The organism is Micromonospora sp. NPDC006766 (assembly GCF_040636055.1).
Lineage (GTDB): Bacteria > Actinomycetota > Actinomycetes > Mycobacteriales > Micromonosporaceae > Micromonospora.
In genome coordinates this window covers 50,577-65,960 of the sequence record NZ_JBEYIX010000002.1, presented here as the reverse complement: position 1 = coordinate 65,960, position 15,384 = coordinate 50,577, and the positions used below count along the sequence as shown (strand labels likewise).

At 71.4% G+C, this 15,384-nt stretch carries 13 protein-coding genes and 1 pseudogene; 6 read left to right on the top strand and 8 right to left on the bottom strand.

Annotated elements, in window-relative coordinates; genetic code table 11:
- Nucleotides 1–15: 15 nt before the first annotated feature.
- Both ABZ671_RS04025 and ABZ671_RS04020 read right to left on the bottom strand, forming a co-directional pair.
- The gene (locus ABZ671_RS04025; protein WP_357851699.1) at nt 16–1,167 is read right to left on the bottom strand and encodes an ABC transporter ATP-binding protein; all 1,152 of its coding nucleotides are present in this window, start codon (nt 1,165–1,167) and stop codon (nt 16–18) included.
- A 5-nt stretch (nt 1,168–1,172) separates the two neighbouring features.
- Complete coding sequence (locus ABZ671_RS04020; protein ID WP_357850838.1) at nt 1,173–2,357, bottom strand: spermidine/putrescine ABC transporter substrate-binding protein; 1,185 nt, start codon at nt 2,355–2,357, stop codon at nt 1,173–1,175.
- A gap of 208 nt (nt 2,358–2,565) precedes the next feature.
- Here ABZ671_RS04020 and ABZ671_RS04015 point away from each other — a divergent pair, with 208 nt between their 5' ends.
- Complete coding sequence (locus ABZ671_RS04015) at nt 2,566–3,078, top strand: Lrp/AsnC family transcriptional regulator (protein WP_357850835.1); 513 nt, start codon at nt 2,566–2,568, stop codon at nt 3,076–3,078.
- Nucleotides 3,079–3,145: 67 nt separating this feature from the next.
- Here ABZ671_RS04015 and ABZ671_RS04010 read toward each other — a convergent pair.
- A pseudogene (locus ABZ671_RS04010) lies at nt 3,146–3,223 on the bottom strand (XRE family transcriptional regulator); the annotation flags it as partial.
- Nucleotides 3,224–3,829: 606 nt separating this feature from the next.
- Between ABZ671_RS04010 and ABZ671_RS04005 the strand changes: the two are divergent.
- Nucleotides 3,830–5,176: an aspartate aminotransferase family protein gene (locus tag ABZ671_RS04005; protein ID WP_357850832.1), complete on the top strand. Its 1,347-nt coding sequence runs from the start codon at nt 3,830–3,832 to the stop codon at nt 5,174–5,176.
- 68 nt (nt 5,177–5,244) lie between these two features.
- A complete protein-coding gene (locus ABZ671_RS04000; protein ID WP_357851696.1) occupies nt 5,245–6,621 on the top strand; it encodes an FAD-dependent oxidoreductase in 1,377 nt (458 codons plus the stop codon).
- Nucleotides 6,622–6,718: 97 nt separating this feature from the next.
- Here ABZ671_RS04000 and ABZ671_RS03995 read toward each other — a convergent pair whose 3' ends face one another.
- Complete coding sequence (locus ABZ671_RS03995; RefSeq protein WP_357850829.1) at nt 6,719–7,093, bottom strand: DUF3499 domain-containing protein; 375 nt, start codon at nt 7,091–7,093, stop codon at nt 6,719–6,721.
- Nucleotides 7,094–7,247: 154 nt separating this feature from the next.
- On the opposite strand from ABZ671_RS03995, the gene ABZ671_RS03990 reads away from it, so the two are divergent.
- A complete protein-coding gene (locus ABZ671_RS03990; RefSeq protein ID WP_357850826.1) occupies nt 7,248–7,697 on the top strand; it encodes a metallopeptidase family protein in 450 nt (149 codons plus the stop codon).
- Between the two features lie 62 nt (nt 7,698–7,759).
- On the opposite strand, the gene ABZ671_RS03985 is transcribed toward ABZ671_RS03990, so the two are convergent.
- The 3 genes from ABZ671_RS03985 to ABZ671_RS03975 all read right to left on the bottom strand — a co-directional run bounded on the left by ABZ671_RS03985 (nt 7,760) and on the right by ABZ671_RS03975 (nt 12,001).
- Nucleotides 7,760–8,020 (bottom strand): WhiB family transcriptional regulator, encoded by a 261-nt coding sequence (locus tag ABZ671_RS03985; RefSeq protein ID WP_013284161.1) that lies wholly within the window; start codon nt 8,018–8,020, stop codon nt 7,760–7,762.
- 376 nt (nt 8,021–8,396) lie between these two features.
- Nucleotides 8,397–10,904, bottom strand: a complete 2,508-nt coding sequence (locus ABZ671_RS03980) for a bifunctional FO biosynthesis protein CofGH (RefSeq protein ID WP_357850823.1) — start codon at nt 10,902–10,904, stop codon at nt 8,397–8,399.
- 155 nt (nt 10,905–11,059) lie between these two features.
- Nucleotides 11,060–12,001 (bottom strand): hypothetical protein, encoded by a 942-nt coding sequence (locus tag ABZ671_RS03975; RefSeq protein ID WP_357850820.1) that lies wholly within the window; start codon nt 11,999–12,001, stop codon nt 11,060–11,062.
- Between the two features lie 100 nt (nt 12,002–12,101).
- On the opposite strand from ABZ671_RS03975, the gene cofD reads away from it, so the two are divergent.
- Together cofD and ABZ671_RS03965 are read left to right on the top strand one after the other, a co-directional pair.
- On the top strand, nt 12,102–13,049 hold the full coding sequence (gene cofD / locus ABZ671_RS03970) for a 2-phospho-L-lactate transferase (RefSeq protein ID WP_357850817.1): 948 nt from the start codon (nt 12,102–12,104) through the stop codon (nt 13,047–13,049).
- Nucleotides 13,046–14,134: a coenzyme F420-0:L-glutamate ligase gene (locus ABZ671_RS03965; protein WP_357850814.1), complete on the top strand. Its 1,089-nt coding sequence runs from the start codon at nt 13,046–13,048 to the stop codon at nt 14,132–14,134. Before cofD ends, ABZ671_RS03965 begins: the two co-directional genes overlap by 4 nt.
- A gap of 10 nt (nt 14,135–14,144) precedes the next feature.
- Here ABZ671_RS03965 and ABZ671_RS03960 read toward each other — a convergent pair whose 3' ends face one another.
- Nucleotides 14,145–15,140: a winged helix-turn-helix domain-containing protein gene (locus tag ABZ671_RS03960; RefSeq protein ID WP_357850811.1), complete on the bottom strand. Its 996-nt coding sequence runs from the start codon at nt 15,138–15,140 to the stop codon at nt 14,145–14,147.
- Nucleotides 15,141–15,384: the final 244 nt, after the last annotated feature.

Here is a 15,384-nt window from a genome sequence, read left to right as displayed (position 1 = left end):
GCTCGCTGCGCTCGCTCATGAGAGCGCACCCGCCGGCTGGTCGAGCAGCGGAGCGGTCTGATCGTCCGCACCGGGGTCGCGGGGCAGCAGGAACGCGTGCCGTGGGTCCCAGTGCGCCACCATCGCGGCGCCGACCGGCACCTGGCCGCCGAGGCCGCTGTTGGCCGCGAAGGCGGACAGCTCCGTCCCCCACGGCGTCTTCACCAGGTACTGCGTGCTCACCCCGACGTACGAGGCGTCGGTGACCACGCCGCCGACGTGCTGGTGTCCGGCGGGCACCTCGTCGGGGTGGGCGACCAGGTGCAGCTTCTCGGGGCGTACCCCGAGGAAGACCGGCCCCCGCTCGACGCGGGCCCGCCCGGCGGGCACCGAGAAGCGCGCGCCGTGCGCGGTGACCAGCACCTCGTGCCCGCTGAGCCCGGCGGCCTCGCCGGCGAGCAGGTTGGACTGGCCGAGGAAGTTCGCCACGAACGCGGTGGCCGGGTACTCGTAGATGTCGGCGGGGGCGCCGAGCTGCTCGATCTGGCCGGCGTTCATCACCGCGACCGTGTCGGCCATGGTCATGGCCTCCTCCTGGTCGTGGGTGACGTGCACGAAGGTGATGCCGACCTCGGTCTGGATCCGCTTCAGCTCGATCTGCATCTGCCGGCGCAGCTTCAGGTCGAGCGCGCCGAGCGGCTCGTCCAGCAGCAGCACCTGCGGGTGGTTGATCAGCGCGCGGGCCAGCGCAACCCGCTGCTGCTGGCCGCCGGAGAGCTGGGCGGGCTTACGCCGGCCGTACCCGTCGAGCTGCACCAGCGCGAGCATCTGCTCGACCTGCTCGGTGACCTTGCGGATGCCGCGTCGACGCAGCCCGAAGGCGACGTTCTCGTGGATGTCGAGGTGGGGGAAGAGCGCGTAGCTCTGGAACACCGTGTTGACCGGCCGCTTGTACGGCCGCAGCCCGGCGATGTCCTGATCACCGAGCAGCACCTGCCCGCTGGTCGGCTCCTCCAACCCGGCGATCATCCGCAGCGTGGTGGTCTTGCCGCAGCCGGAGGCCCCGAGCAGGGCGAAGAACGAGCCCTGCGGGATGGTCAGGCTGAGGTCGTCCACGGCGGTGAAGACGCCGAACCGCTTGGTCAGGTTGGCCAGGCGCAGGTCGCCGGCGGGTGTCTCGTGTGCCATCGTCCTCACGCCCCGATGACCTTCTGGAACTTGGACTCGAAGTCCCGTTCCTGCTTTTCGGTCAGGGCCATGAAGCCCTTGCACTTCGACAGCATCTCCTCGTCGGGGAAGATGAGCGGGTTGCTGGCCAGGTCCGGATCGATCTTCTCCATCTCGGCTTGCGCGCCCTGCACGGGGCAGATGTAGTTGACGTAGGCGGCGAGTTTCGCGGCCACCGCCGGCTCGTAGTAGTAGTTGATCAGCTCTTCGGCGTTCGCCTTGTGGGTGGCCTTGTTCGGCACCAGCATGTTGTCCGACCAGAGCATCGCCCCGGACTCGGGCATCACGAACTTGATCTTGTCGTTGTCGAAGCCGAGCTGGATCACGTCGCCGGACCAGCAGATGCAGGCGGCGATGTCGCCCTTGTTGAGGTCCTGCGAGTAGTCGTTGCCGGTGAACTTGCGGATCTGCCCGGAGTCGACGGCCCGCTTCAGCTTGGCCAGCGCGTCGTCGAACTGGGCGGTGGTGAAGTTCGACGGGTCGTGGCCGTTGGACTGGAGCAGGAGGCCCATGGTGTCCCGCATCTCGGACAGCGCGGTCACCTTGCCCTTGAGGTCCGGGCGGGTGAGCAGCTCGTCGACCGTCCGGATCTCCTTGGTCACCTTGGCGTTGTACGCGAGCGCGGCCAGGCCGGACTGCCATGGGGCGGAGAACTGACGCTCCGAGTCGAAGGACACGTTGCGCAGCGTGGGCAGCAGATTCGCCTCGACGTTCGGCAGCTTCGCCTTGTCCAGCTTCTGGAGCCAGCCGAGACGGATCATCCGGGCGGCCATCCAGTCGGTGAGGATCATGACGTCCCGCCCGGTCGGCTGGCAGCCGGCGAGCTGATTCTGCACCTTGCCGAAGAACTCGTTGTTGTCGTTGACGTCCTCGGTGTAGGTCACCTGGATGCCGGTCCGAGCAATGAACGCCTCGAGGGTGGGCCGCTTCGACTCATCCTTATCGTCCACGTCGATATATTGCGGCCAGTTCGAGAAGGCCAACTTCTTTTCAGTGGCGGAGAGGTCATCGCTCTTGCAGCCGGCCTCGGTCTGCTGAGCGCCCTTGGTGCCGCAGCCGGTCAGAGCACCCGCCGTGGCGAGCAAGGCGGCCGAGCCGAGGGTGCCGGTCAGCAGACCACGCCGGGTGAGGGGCCGGAGGGGACTACGCATGTGACGACTCCTATGGGGGGCATCGTCGGCGGCGTGACAAGGGGGGCGCGCCAACGGGAGGGTCAATGGCGATGGACGACTGATCCTGACATGAGGTGACCTCCCTTACAAGGGATTCCGTTGCGGGAATAGCCAAGGACCACGAATTACGCCAGACTGCGGCGGGCGCTACCCTCAGCGCAAGGAATTTGGACATGGGGAGCGGGCGATGGCCAACCGGCATCAGGAGAACGGCAACGGCGCGCGCCGCATCACTGTGCGTGAAGGGTCCAATCACGCACTGCTCGATGATGTTGCCAAGCAGATCATCGAGCAGCTCCAGGAGGACGGCCGGCGCCCGTACGCGACCATCGGCAAGGCGGTCGGCCTGTCCGAGGCGGCGGTCCGGCAGCGGGTGCAGCGGCTACTCGACGCCGGGGTCATGCAGATCGTCGCGGTGACCGATCCGCTCCAGCTCGGCTTCCCCCGCCAGGCCATGATCGGCCTGCGTACCGACGGGGATCTGGAGAGCGTGGCCGACCGGCTCGCCGAGTTCGCGGAGATCGACTACGTGGTGATCACGGCCGGCTCGTTCGACCTGCTGGCCGAGGTGGTCTGCCGCAACGACGCGCACCTGCTGGAGATTCTCCAGAAGCTGCGCACCGTCCCCGGCGTACTGGCGACCGAGGCGTTCGTCTACCTCAAGCTGCGCAAGCAGACCTACAGCTGGGGCACGGCCTGACGGCTACGGCTGCCGCCGCTTGGCCACCTCGACGCAGTCGCCGCCGTTGTTGCTGCTGCCGGTGGCGGCGCGCCGCCGTCTTCGGATCGACCCGCACCTTCTCGGCAAGCGACTCGACCGTCTCGCCCTTCTCCGCCATCGCCATTCGCAGCACCTCGTTCGTCACCCGAGCCTCCCATTCGGTCACGTTTGGGCGGCACGCACGGGCACCGGCTGCCCGGCAAAGGCCCTGGGCCTGTCCCCTCGATGGGTCGCGCCTCGGGGACGGCGCCGGGCCGGGACCGGATGTCTCTCGCCTCCCTACAGACCTGATGTCGTGACTGACTCAGCGCTGATCGCGGTAGATCGCTCGCTGATCCGGTGAGGCCATGATCAACGCGGTGTACGGCGACCTGTGGTCTTTCCGACGCTGAACAGCACAACTTGCCGCATCTCGCGCCCGGCCACTCGCCAAGCGAGTCAAGCAGGCCAAGCAGGCCAATCAGGCCAGGCAAGCCGGGCAGCACGGAGGGGCCGGGCGGGGCGATCAAGGAGTTCGGACGATATCGCAAGCGAGTCAGCTCCAGAGGGAGCGAACCAGCACAGCCACCCCGTCAGGGCTTCTGCGGAATCCGTTGCAGATGTAAATGCTGCCCGCTGAATCCGTTGCCTCAAGCGGTCAGGGCTTGCGTTATCGGTACCGCCTGTGGCATAACCGTGGGCAGAGCGGCCGGTGAAACCCCTGACCGGCCCGAGACCCGATGGGGCTGACATGGCCAACGCAACGGACCACCTCTGGATGCACTTCACCCGGATGGCCAGCTACTCCGACGGCGAGGTGCCAACGATTGTGCGCGGTGAGGGCGCATATGTCTGGGACTCACAGGGCCGCCGCTACCTGGACGGACTCGCCGGGCTCTTCGTCGTCAACGCCGGCCACGGCCGGACCGAGCTCGCCGAGGCGGCCGCCAAGCAGTCCGCCGAGCTGGCCTACTTCCCGCTGTGGTCGTACGCCCACCCGAAGGCCGTCGAGCTGGCCGAGAAGATCGCCTCCCTGACCCCCGGCGACCTGAACCGGGTCTTCTTCACCACGGGCGGATCGGAGGCCGTGGAGGCGGCGTGGAAGCTGGCCCGGGCCTACTTCAAGCGCACCGGCCAGCCGAACAAGCACAAGGTGGTCAGCCGCTACATTGCCTACCACGGCACCTCGATGGGCGCACTGTCGATCACCGGCCTTCCCGGCATCAAGTCCGACTTCGAGCCGCTGGTGCCGGGCGGCATCAAGGTGCCGAACACCAACTTCTACCGGGCCCCGGAGCACGGCGATGATCCCGAGGCGTTCGGCCGCTGGGCCGCCGAGGAGATCGGCCGCGCCATCGAGCGGGAAGGGCCGGACACCGTCGCCGCGGTCTTCCTGGAGCCGGTGCAGAACTCCGGCGGCTGCTTCCCGCCGCCGCCCGGCTACTTCGAGCGGGTCCGCCAGATCTGCGACGCGTACGACGTGCTGCTCGTCTCCGACGAGGTGATCTGCTCGTGGGGCCGGCTCGGCGAATACTTCGGCGCCACCCGGTACGGCTACCAGCCCGACATCATCACCACCGCCAAGGGCATCACCTCCGGCTACGCCCCGCTCGGCGCGATGATCGCCAGCGAGCGGCTGATGGAGCCGTTCCTCACCGAGACCGGCATGTTCGCCCACGGGGTGACCTTCGGCGGCCACCCGGTCTCCTGCGCGGTGGCCCTGGCCAACCTGGAGGTCTTCGCCCGCGAGGACCTGGTCGGGCACGTCCGGGCCAACGAGGGCGCGTTCCGGTCCACCTTGGAGAAGCTCAGCGACCTGCCGATCGTCGGCGATGTCCGGGGCGACGGCTACTTCTACGGCATCGAGCTGGTGAAGGACAAGACGACCCGGGAGACCTTCGACGAGGCCGAGTCGGAGCGGCTGCTGCGCGGGTACCTCTCCACCGCGCTCTACCAGGCCGGGCTCTACTGCCGCGCCGACGACCGGGGCGACCCGGTGGTGCAGCTCGCCCCGCCACTGATCGCCGACCAGCAGCAGTTCGACGAGATCGAGCAGATCCTGCGCGCCGTGCTGACCGAGGCATGGGCGCGGCTCTGAGCGGCGGCTCTGCGCCGGACGGGGCCGGGGCTCGCGACGGCGAGGCCCGGCCCCGCCCCGCAGCGTTGATGCGCTACCAGGACCTGTCGTACTGGCTGTCCAGCCTGGACGAGCCGCTGACCCCGCGCCCCGGGCTGGCCGGCGACACCGACGCGGACGTGGCGATCGTCGGCGCCGGCTACACCGGCCTGTGGACGGCGTACTACCTGGCGCTGGCCGACCCGTCGCTGCGGATCGTCGTACTGGAGAAGGAGATCGCCGGGTACGGCGCGTCCGGTCGCAACGGCGGCTGGTGCTCAGCGCTGCTTCCCACCTCGCTGCCCGCGCTGGCCCGTCGGCACGGTCGGGACCGGGCGCTGGACATGCAGCGGGCCATGCACGAGACGGTCCGCGAGGTCGGCCGAGTGGTCGCCGCCGAGGGGATCGACTGCGACTGGCGGGCCGGCGGGACGGTGGTGCTGGCCCGCAGCGACGTCCAACTCGGCCGGGCCCGGGCCGCCGTGGCCGAGGCCCGCGAGTATGGCCTGGCCGACGAGGATCTGGTGCTGCTGGACGCCGCCGAAGCCGCCGCCCGCTGCCACGCCGAGGGGGTACGCGGTGGCACCTACACCCCGCACTGCGCCGCGGTGCACCCGGCGAAGCTGGTCCGCGGGCTCGCCGAGGCGGTGGAACGCCGGGGCGTACGCGTCTTCGAGCGGACCCCGGTGACGGCCGTGCGTGCCGGTGTCGCGCTGACCCCCGCCGGGGTGGTCCGCGCTCCGGTGGTGGTCCGGGCGACCGAGGGTTTCACCCCCGCCCTGCCGGGGCAGCGCCGGGCCGTCGCGCCGGTCTATTCGCTCATGGTGGCCACCGAGCCGCTGCCCGAGGCGACCTGGGCGCGGATCGGGCTGGCCGAGCGGGAGACCTTCTCCGACTACCGGCACGTCATCATCTACGGCCAGCGCACCGCCGACGGCCGGCTCGCCTTCGGCGGCCGGGGCGCGCCCTACCACTTCGGCTCCCGGGTCCGGCCTGACTACGACCGGGAACCCCGGGTGTTCGCCGCGCTGCGGCGGGTGCTCGGGGAGCTCTTCCCGGCGCTCGGGCCAGCGGTGCCGGTGAGCCACGTCTGGGGCGGGCCGCTCGGCGTGGCGCGGGACTGGACCGCCTCGGTGGGGCTGGACCGGACCACCGGTCTCGCCTGGGCCGGCGGCTACGTCGGCGACGGCGTCGGCAGCAGCAACCTGGCCGGACGTACCCTGGCCGACCTGATCCGGGGGGTGACGAGCGACCTGACCGCGCTCCCCTGGGTCAACCACCGCTCCCCCCGTTGGGAGCCCGAACCGCTGCGCTGGCTGGCGGTGAACGCCGGTCTGCGGATCATGTTCTCCGCCGACGAGGCCGAGCTGCGCACCGGCCGCCCCTCCCGCCGCGCCGCGGCCTTCTCCCGCCTCCTCGGCCACTGACCGGCGCGGCCCCCACCCCCACCCGGCCGCTCATGAGGTTAGCGGCGCTGACGAGATCGAAAACGCCGCTAACCTCATGATCAACCCGCCGGGGGGGTTAGTGGTTGGGGGGGATTACGCGGAGGTGGCCTCGGCGGCCGGTCTGGTGGGGGGGCTGGGGGCTGGGGGCCTGGTTGTCGTCGGGGGGGCGGGGGGGTGCTGGGCGGGCCGCCTCGCGGACCGCTTCGGCCAGGGCCACCAGGTCGTCCGTGGTGGGCGGCGGGGGCTCAAACTCACCCTCGTGCCGGACCACGTCCCAGCCGCGCGGCGCCGTGAGGTTACGGGCGTGCGGCTCGCAGAGGTCATACGTGTGCGGCTCGGCGAAGGCCGCCAGCGGACCCACCACCGCAGTGGACTCGTTGTAGACATAGGTCAATGTGGCGACCGCTTGCCGGGGGCAGCCGTTACGGGAGCAGCGCCGTGTTGACCTCACGTGCGGCAGGGTATCTCCATTACCGGGTCCGGCGCACCGCTTCGCGGTGCGACACGCCCATCATGGTGATCACAATTCGTCCGATCGGATCACCTGCACGCCGTGCCAGTGGCGCGACGGCAGGCGGCCGGGCGACGGGGCTACCCTGTGCGTCATGACGAGCCCGGAACGCCGCCGCCCCGGCTCCCGCCGGCGCACCCACCGCGACCGCCACGGGCGGGGGCTGCGGGGGCGGTTGGTGCCGGCCACCGTACCCCTGGCCCGAACCAAGGCCGAGATCTTCGACGACCTGGTGCTGGACACGGTCGAGACCCTCGAACGCCGCTTCGCCAAAGAACTGGCGGGCGTCGAGTTCGCCGTCGAGGACGTCCCGCCGGATTTGAACGTCTACGACTCGGACGTGCTGGAGGACGGCGAGGTGCCGCTCGCCCGACTGCTGCCGGGGCGCCCGGGCCGGCAGGAGGTGCCGCCGCGGATCGTGCTCTACCGGCGGCCGCTGGAGTTCCGTGCCATGGACCGCGAAGACCTCGCGGATCTCGTACACGATGTGATCATCGAACAGGTGGCGAACCTGCTCGGGGTGGATCCCGACGAGCTGGCCTGAGTCGGTGCCGGCCCCCCGCCGCCCGGGCCCGGGCGGCCCCCACCGCCCCGGCCCGGTACGCGTCAGGCGGCGACCCGCCGCTTCAGCTTCCGCCGCTCGCGCTCGGAGAGCCCGCCCCAGATTCCGAACCGCTCGTCGTGCCCGAGGGCGTATTCCAGGCACTCCGTCTTGACTTCACACCGCGAGCAGATTCGCTTCGCCTCGCGGGTCGAGCCGCCCTTCTCGGGAAAGAACGCCTCCGGGTCGGTCTGGGAGCAGAGCGCCCGCTCCTGCCATTCCGGCGCGTTTCCGAGCAGGTCGGCCACCTCGAGCTGGCCGTCCATCAGATGCCTCCTTGTCGCGCACCGGCGTCATCGCCGCTGCAACCCCCCACGCGAAAGGCGTGCCTGTCCGTCCGGTCACCATTTGTTGCGTTCCGAGCGAACAACCCCATTCAAATTACACGCGTGTAATACGTGCGCCGTCAAGCCAACCTTGATAATGGAGTCGCCCTCCCGACACTGCTCTGGACGGCCATCTCCACCGCCCGAACCTCGCAACCTGCCCTATCGATTCAGACCCCAGGCGGGTAACGCCCCTCCCGGCGAGTTGCCCGACTTTTCTGCCGTGGCGCATCCGGCTCGGACACCGCCGACGCCCCCTGTGGAGGCGCCAGCGGGCCGACTGTCGAGGTGATCCGGCGACGAAGAGGGTTCGGCGCTACGCTCCCGCGTGGCCGTACGCTGTCGTCCGCCTGCGGGCCGGTCGACCCGCCATGGCCGCGATCGCCTGAAGCTGCTCCTCGGTTCGGGCCGAGCCGTTGCCCGAGCCGGCCATCCGGGAGATGGTCTCCTCCATCAGGGTGCCGCCCAGGTCGTTGCAGCCACCCTGGAGCATCGCCACGGTGCCCTTGTCGCCCAGCTTGACCCAGGAGCACTGGATATTGGCGATCCGGCCGTACAGCAGCAGTCGGGCCATCGCGTGCACCGCCCGGTTCTCCCGCCATTTCGGCCCGGGCCGAGCGAGGCCGGCAAGATAGATCGGCGCATTGGTGTGCACGAACGGCAGGGCCACGAACTCGGTGAACCCGCCGGTACGGTCCTGCACGCCCGCCAACACGCGGAAGTGGGCAAGCCACTGGCCGGGGTGGTCGACGTGGCCGTACATCATCGTGGAGCTGGACCGGATGCCCAGCTCGTGAGCCGTGGTCACCACCTCGACCCAGGCGGCGGCCGGCAGCTTGCCCTTGGTGAGCACCCAGCGGACCTCGTCGTCGAGGATCTCCGCGGCGGTGCCGGGAATGGTGTCCAGGCCGGCGTCGCGGAGCTGGACCAACCACTCCTTCACCGGCACCCCGGCCTTGGCCGCCGCGGTGACGATCTCCATCGGCGAGAAGGCGTGCACGTGCATCCCCGGCACCCGGGCCTTGATCGCCCGCACGATGTCGGCGTAGCCGGTGACCGGCAGCTTCGGATCGATGCCACCCTGGAGGCAGACCTCGCTCGCCCCGGCCGCCCAGGCCTCCTCCGCCCGGTCGGCGACCTGCACCACCGAGAGCCGGTACGCGTCGGCGTCGGTCTCCCGCTGTGCGAAGGCGCAGAACCGGCAGCCGACGTAACAGACGTTACTGAAGTTGATGTTGCGGTTGACCACGTAGGTGACCTCGTCGCCGACCGCGTCCCGGCGCACGTCATCGGCGATCCGGCACAGCTCGTCCAACGCCGGGCCTTCGGCGGCGAACAACGCCAGCGCCGCGTCGGCGTGCCGGGGAGTCAGCAGCGCGGCCGGGTCGTCCGCGGCCAGCCGCAGGCCCGCCCGCAGATCCGGGTCGCTCGACCCGCTCGCCGGGACGCTGACCCGGCCGGCCACCTCGGACCAGTCCCCGTAGACGCTGTCGAAGTCGCCGCGCCGATCCCCGGTCCGGCCGGTGGTGTCGATGGTGGCGTGCAGGTCGGTACGCCCGCCGAAGACCTCCTCCGGCTCCTGCCACGGCCGACCGACCGGGCGGGCTTCTTCGACCGCGAGCCCGGTCTCCGGGTCGGCGAGGGCGGTGACGTGCGGCAGCAGGCGCGGGTCCAGCCACGGGTCGCCCGCCCGGACGTACTCGGGGTAGATGGTCAGCCGCTCGCGCAGGGTGAAACCGGCCCGCGCGGTGTGCCGGGCCAACTCGTCCAGCTGCGGCCAGGGGCGCTCCGGGTTGACGTGATCCGGGGTGACCGGCGAGACGCCGCCCCAGTCGTCGATGCCGGCGCGCAGCAGCAGGTCGTACTCGCCCTCGATGAGGTTCGGCGGGGCCTGGATCCGGGCCTTCGGGCCGAGCAGCACCCGGGCCACCGCCACCGTGGCGGCCAGGTCGTGCAGCTCCGCGTCCGGCATGCCCCGCATCGCCGTGTCCGGCTTGGCGCGGAAGTTTTGCACGATCACCTCCTGGAGGTGGCCGTACTCCCGCATACTGCGCCGGATCGCGTAGATCGCGTCGACCCGTTCGGCCGGGGTCTCCCCGATCCCGATCAGGATCCCGGTGGTGAACGGCACCCCAACCCGACCGGCGTCGTCGAGCACCCGCAGCCGGACGGCCGGCTCCTTGTCCGGCGAGCCGTGGTGCGGGCCGCCCGGCTCCGACCAGAGCCGGGTCGCCGTGGTCTCCAACATCATGCCCATGCTCGGCGCGACCGGCTTGAGCCGGTGCAGCTCCGACCAGGACAGCACACCCGGGTTGAGGTGCGGCAGCAGACCGGTCTCCTCCAACACGGACACCGCACAGGCTCGCAGGTAGTCGAGAGTGGAGTCGTAGCCCCGCTCGTCGAGCCACCGGCGGGCCGCCGGCCAGCGCTCCTCCGGCCGGTCGCCGAGGGTGAACAGCGCCTCCTTGCAGCCCTGCGCCGCGCCCTCCCGGGCGATCGCGAGAACCTCTTCCCGCTCCAGATAGGCGGCGGGGAGCCGGTGCGGCACGGTGGCGAAGGTGCAGTAGTGGCAGCGGTCCCGGCAGAGCCGGGTCAGCGGGATGAAGACCTTCTTCGAGAAGGTGACCACTCCCGGGCGACCGGCCTCCCGCAGCCCGGCGTCGCGCAACTCGCCGGCAATCCGGAGCAGCTCGTCGAGCGCGTCGCCGCGCGCGGCCAGCAGGGCGCTCGCCTCATCGACGTCGAGCGCCCGGCCGGTTTCGGCCCGGCGCAGGGCCCTCCGCACACTCGCCTCGGTCGGCATGGACTCGCTGCGATCAACCATTCGTTCAGCGTATGCGCTGCCAGCCCGCCTCCATCAGGGACGCCGCGAGAGCGTGGGACGGATGCCGTGGGCGCAGCTGCGAAAGAGTGGCCTCCCCTCGACGACGGCGGGAAGGCCACTCTTTCGGTGCAGGTGCCGCGGTTCAGATCGAGCGGTCAGCGCGGGTGGTTCGGATCGTCCCGGTCCAGCCGCTGGGTACGGTCGCTGTCTTCCGTGGCCGGCTGGGCGGGCTCGGTCGCCTGGCGCGGAATGACCTGCGTCGGGTCAGCCGACGGCGGCTGGCCGAAGGGCGGCACCGGCTGCGTGGCGTCGAAGGAGGGCGTGGGCTGCGGTGCGCCGAACGGAGGCGCGGACTGCGGCGCACCGAACGGCGGCGCGGACTGCGGGGTGCCGAAGGGCGGCGCGGACTGCGGAGCGTGCGGCGGGGCGGTGTTGAACGGCGGCGCCGCCGGCGGTTGGCCGTACTGGCCGGGAGCCGGGTAGCCGCCGGGAGCCGGGTAGCCGCCCGGGGCGGGGTGACCGCCCGGCTGGCCGGGCACGGGATAGCCCCCCGGCTGCTGCGGCCAGCCCGGCTGGGCCTGCCCGTAGACGCCGGGCTGCGGCTTCGGCTTCGGGACGTAGTAGAGCGTGCGCCAGATCCGGTACACGGCGAACGCGGCAACCCCGAAGATCGCCAACCAGGCCGCCCGGATCAGCATGCCGAGGAACGCGTCCAGGATCTCGACCTCGGCGAGCCGGCCGACCAGCCAGATCAGGAAGCTCAGCCCGCCGAACAGGGCGGCGAAGGCGTACTCGACGAGGGCCGCCTCGGTGACCAGCTTCGCCCTGGACAGCGCCGGGCGCACGTGGGTGGCGAGCAGCACGGCCAGCAGCGGCAGCGCGGTCGACTCGACGCCGACGAAAATGAAGAAGCTGCTGCCCGCCCGGCTGCCAATGGTGCTGCCGGCGTGCATCGGCACCAGCAGGCGCAGCAGGCCGACGAAGAGCAGCACGGCGTTCGCGCCGAGCAGCACGAGCGCGGCCAGTTCGCGCAGTGGCTTGGTCACCTGGCTGGCCTGCGTCGCGTCGCCGGACGCGGGCTCGGCGGGGCTGGTCACGGACTCCCCCTCGGGGACGAAAGCGGACAGTTGTGCACGTCAGCCTAGTCTGCCCGGCCACCGGCCGACCGACGGCGGCGCGTGCGACAGGATGGACGCCATGCGCATCGTGGTTCTGACCGGCGGAATCGGCGGGGCTCGGTTCCTGCTCGGCGTTCGGGCGTACGCCCGCGAGGTGGGGGCCGAGGTGACCGCCGTGGTCAACGTCGGCGACGATCTGTTGCTGCACGGGCTCAGGGTCTGCCCGGACCTGGACAGCGTGATGTACACCCTGGGCGGCGGCGCCGACCCGGAGCGGGGCTGGGGGCGGGTGGGTGAGACCTGGACGGTCAAGTCCGAACTGGCCGCGTACGGTGCCGAGCCCACCTGGTTCGGCCTGGGCGACAAGGACCTCGCCACGCACCTGGTCCGGACGACCATGCTCAACGCCGGCTACCCGCTGTCCCAGGTGACCGAGGCGCTGGCCACCCGGTGGCAGCCCGGCGTACGCCTGCTGCCGGCCACTGACGACCGCCTGGAGACCCACGTGGTGGTCGACCTGGACGGCGGCCAGCGGGCGATCCACTTCCAGGAGTGGTGGGTACGGCACCGGGCGGATATCCCGACGCACCGGTTCGTCTTCGTCGGCGCGGAGACGGCGAAGCCGGCACCCGACGTGCTGGCGGCGATCGGCTCGGCCGACGTGGTGCTGGTCGCGCCGAGCAACCCCGTGGTGAGCGTCGCCCCGATCCTGGCCGTGCCGGGGCTGCGGGAGGCGGTCACCGACGGGCGTGCCCCAGTGGTCGGCGTGTCGCCGATCATCGGCGGCGCCCCGGTGCGCGGCATGGCCGACCGTTGCCTCGCCGTGCTCGGCGTGGAATGCAGCGCGGCCGGGGTGGGGGCCCTCTACGGTGGCCGGTCGGCCGGCGGCCTGCTCGACGGCTGGCTGGTCGCCCCGGAGGACTCCGGGACGCTGGTGCCGGGGGTGACCGTGCGGTCGGCGCCGCTGCGAATGATCGACGAGGCGGCGACGGCCACGATGGTCCGAGCCGCGTTGGAGTTGGTGTGAAGCTGGAAATCCTGCCGGTGCTGGGCATCGGCGACGTGACCGAGGGCGACGATCTGGCCGTGATGATCGCCACCGCGGCGCCGTGGCTGCGCGACGGCGACGTGCTGGTGGTGACCAGCAAGATCGTGTCGAAGGCGGAGGGTCGGCTGGTCGACGTGCCGGCCGACGGGCCCGAACGGCTGGCCGCCCGGGACGAGGTGCTCGCCGCGGAAACCGCCCGGGTGGTGGCCACCCGGGGGACGACCCGGATCGTGCAGACCCACCACGGCTTCGTGATGGCCACCGCCGGTATCGACGCCTCGAACGTGGACAAGACCCGACTGGTGCTGCTGCCAAAGGATCCGGACGCGTCCGCCCGGGCCCTACGGGCGGCACTGCATGACCAATATCACCTGGACGTCGCGGTCATCATCAGCGACACCATGGGCCGGCCGTGGCGCAACGGCCTCACCGACGTGGCGCTCGGGGTGGCCGGGATGCCGGCGATCCGCGACCACCGGGGTGAGATCGACCCGTACGGCAACGAGCTCCAGCTCACCCAGATGGCGGTGGTGGACGAACTGGCCGGCGCCGCCGAGCTGATCAAGGGCAAGTGCGACCAGGTGCCGGTCGCGGTCGTCCGTGGCTACCTGGGTGTGGCACGGTCCGCCGACGACGGGGGTGCCCGGGTGTTGATCCGGGACGCCGCGCTGGATCTGTTCTCGCTGGGCACCGCCGAGGCGAAGGTGGCCGGGCTGCGGCAGGCCGCCGTCCTCGCCGACGGCCCGGGAACGACGCCGGCCGACCCGGTCGCGGTGGACCGGGCGATCGCCGCGGTCGCCGGGGTGGTCGCGCCCGGCACGGTCTTCACCCAGGTGACCGACGACGAGGTACGCGCCGGCCTGGTCGCCACCGTGCCCGGCTGGCCCGAGCACGCCGGCGGACTCGTCCTCGGCGCCCCGCCGACTCCGGTCGACCAGGCGGAACTGGTGCGCTTCGGCGCCGACCTGCAACGCCTGCGGACCGCGCTGGCCGCCGAAGGCGTCCCCTCGGCGCTGCTTCCGCCACCGGCGGGCAGCACCGCCAGCGCCGCCCTGGCCGTCTGACCTTCGCTGGTCAGGCATCGAGGACGGCGCGGCCGAGCGGGGTGAGGGTGTGCAGCACCGTGTTGCGGTCCCGGTGGCTGACCAGCAGGCCGGCGTTGCGTAGCACCGTGGTGTGCTGGCTGGCCGCAGCGGCCGAGATGCGCAGCCGGCGGGCCACCTCCCCGGTGGTACAGCCGTCGTCGGCGGCTCGCAGGACGGCGGCGCGGGTACGGCCGAGCAGTGCGGCGAGCGCCTCTCGGCTGCCGTCCGGGTTCCGCCCACGGCCGGACTGCCGGGCGAGGCCGCCGAGCCGGTCGACGGGATAGACCAGCACCGGGGGCAACGTCGGGTCGAGCAGCGCGACCGGGGTCCGCGCGCAGAAGAACGACGGGACCAGCAGCAGGCCCCGGCCGCCCAGGTGCAGTTCCCGGCTGTCCGGGTAGTCCAGCACCTCGAGCACCCCGTCCGCCCACCGCATGCTGGGCCGCAGGCTCGCCAGCAGGCCCTCGGGCCCACCGTCGAGCATCGCCCGCGCCCGACGCGCCCGGTCGGCCTCCACCGCGGCCTGGATCCGGGACCAGTACGGGGTGACGGCGAGCGAGTGGTAGTGCGCCATCGAGTCGGTGAGGTGGTGGAGGACCTCCGGCTCCCCCCGAGCCAGCGCGGCGGCCGGGGCGGGCAGCGAATTCTCCTCTGCGAGCCGGGTCAGGTCCCGGCGCAGCAGGTCGAGGGGGGTACCGCGGACGGCCTCCAGCCCCGCCTGGAAGCCCTCCTTGCTGGCGTACGGGGTGAGGAAGTCGGGAAAGTAGCCGCGCGGAGGGTTGAGGGCGAGCAGCAGGCGGAATCGCTCGGCGGCGCCGTCCATCCGCAGGGTGCGGGCCGTGGCGCGGCGCCATTCGGTCAGCAGCGGCTCACGCCTGCGGCCTTGGAGCAGGTGCAGGCTGAGGATCAGCTCCCAGACCGGATCCGCAGCGGGGGCAACCCTGGTCCGCAGGATGTCCGTACTCGTAAAAATGATCTTCAGCATGGCGCGCTCCCGGGGCGGGCCGCAGGAACGCCCGCCGCCGTTGGCACTGTACCTGGCGGCACTTATCTCCATCTTTAAGCGTGGGCTGAAAGACCTCGACGGCGAGCGGGGTCGTTCGGCAGACTTCCTCTTGCCGGTAGGGGCTGGGTGTCAGCACCCCAACCCGAGGCGACCGGCGTTCCGGGGGAACGGACGGCCGGACAGCGCCAACGAGGGTCTGCGGCACTCGCCGTGGAGGTGCCAT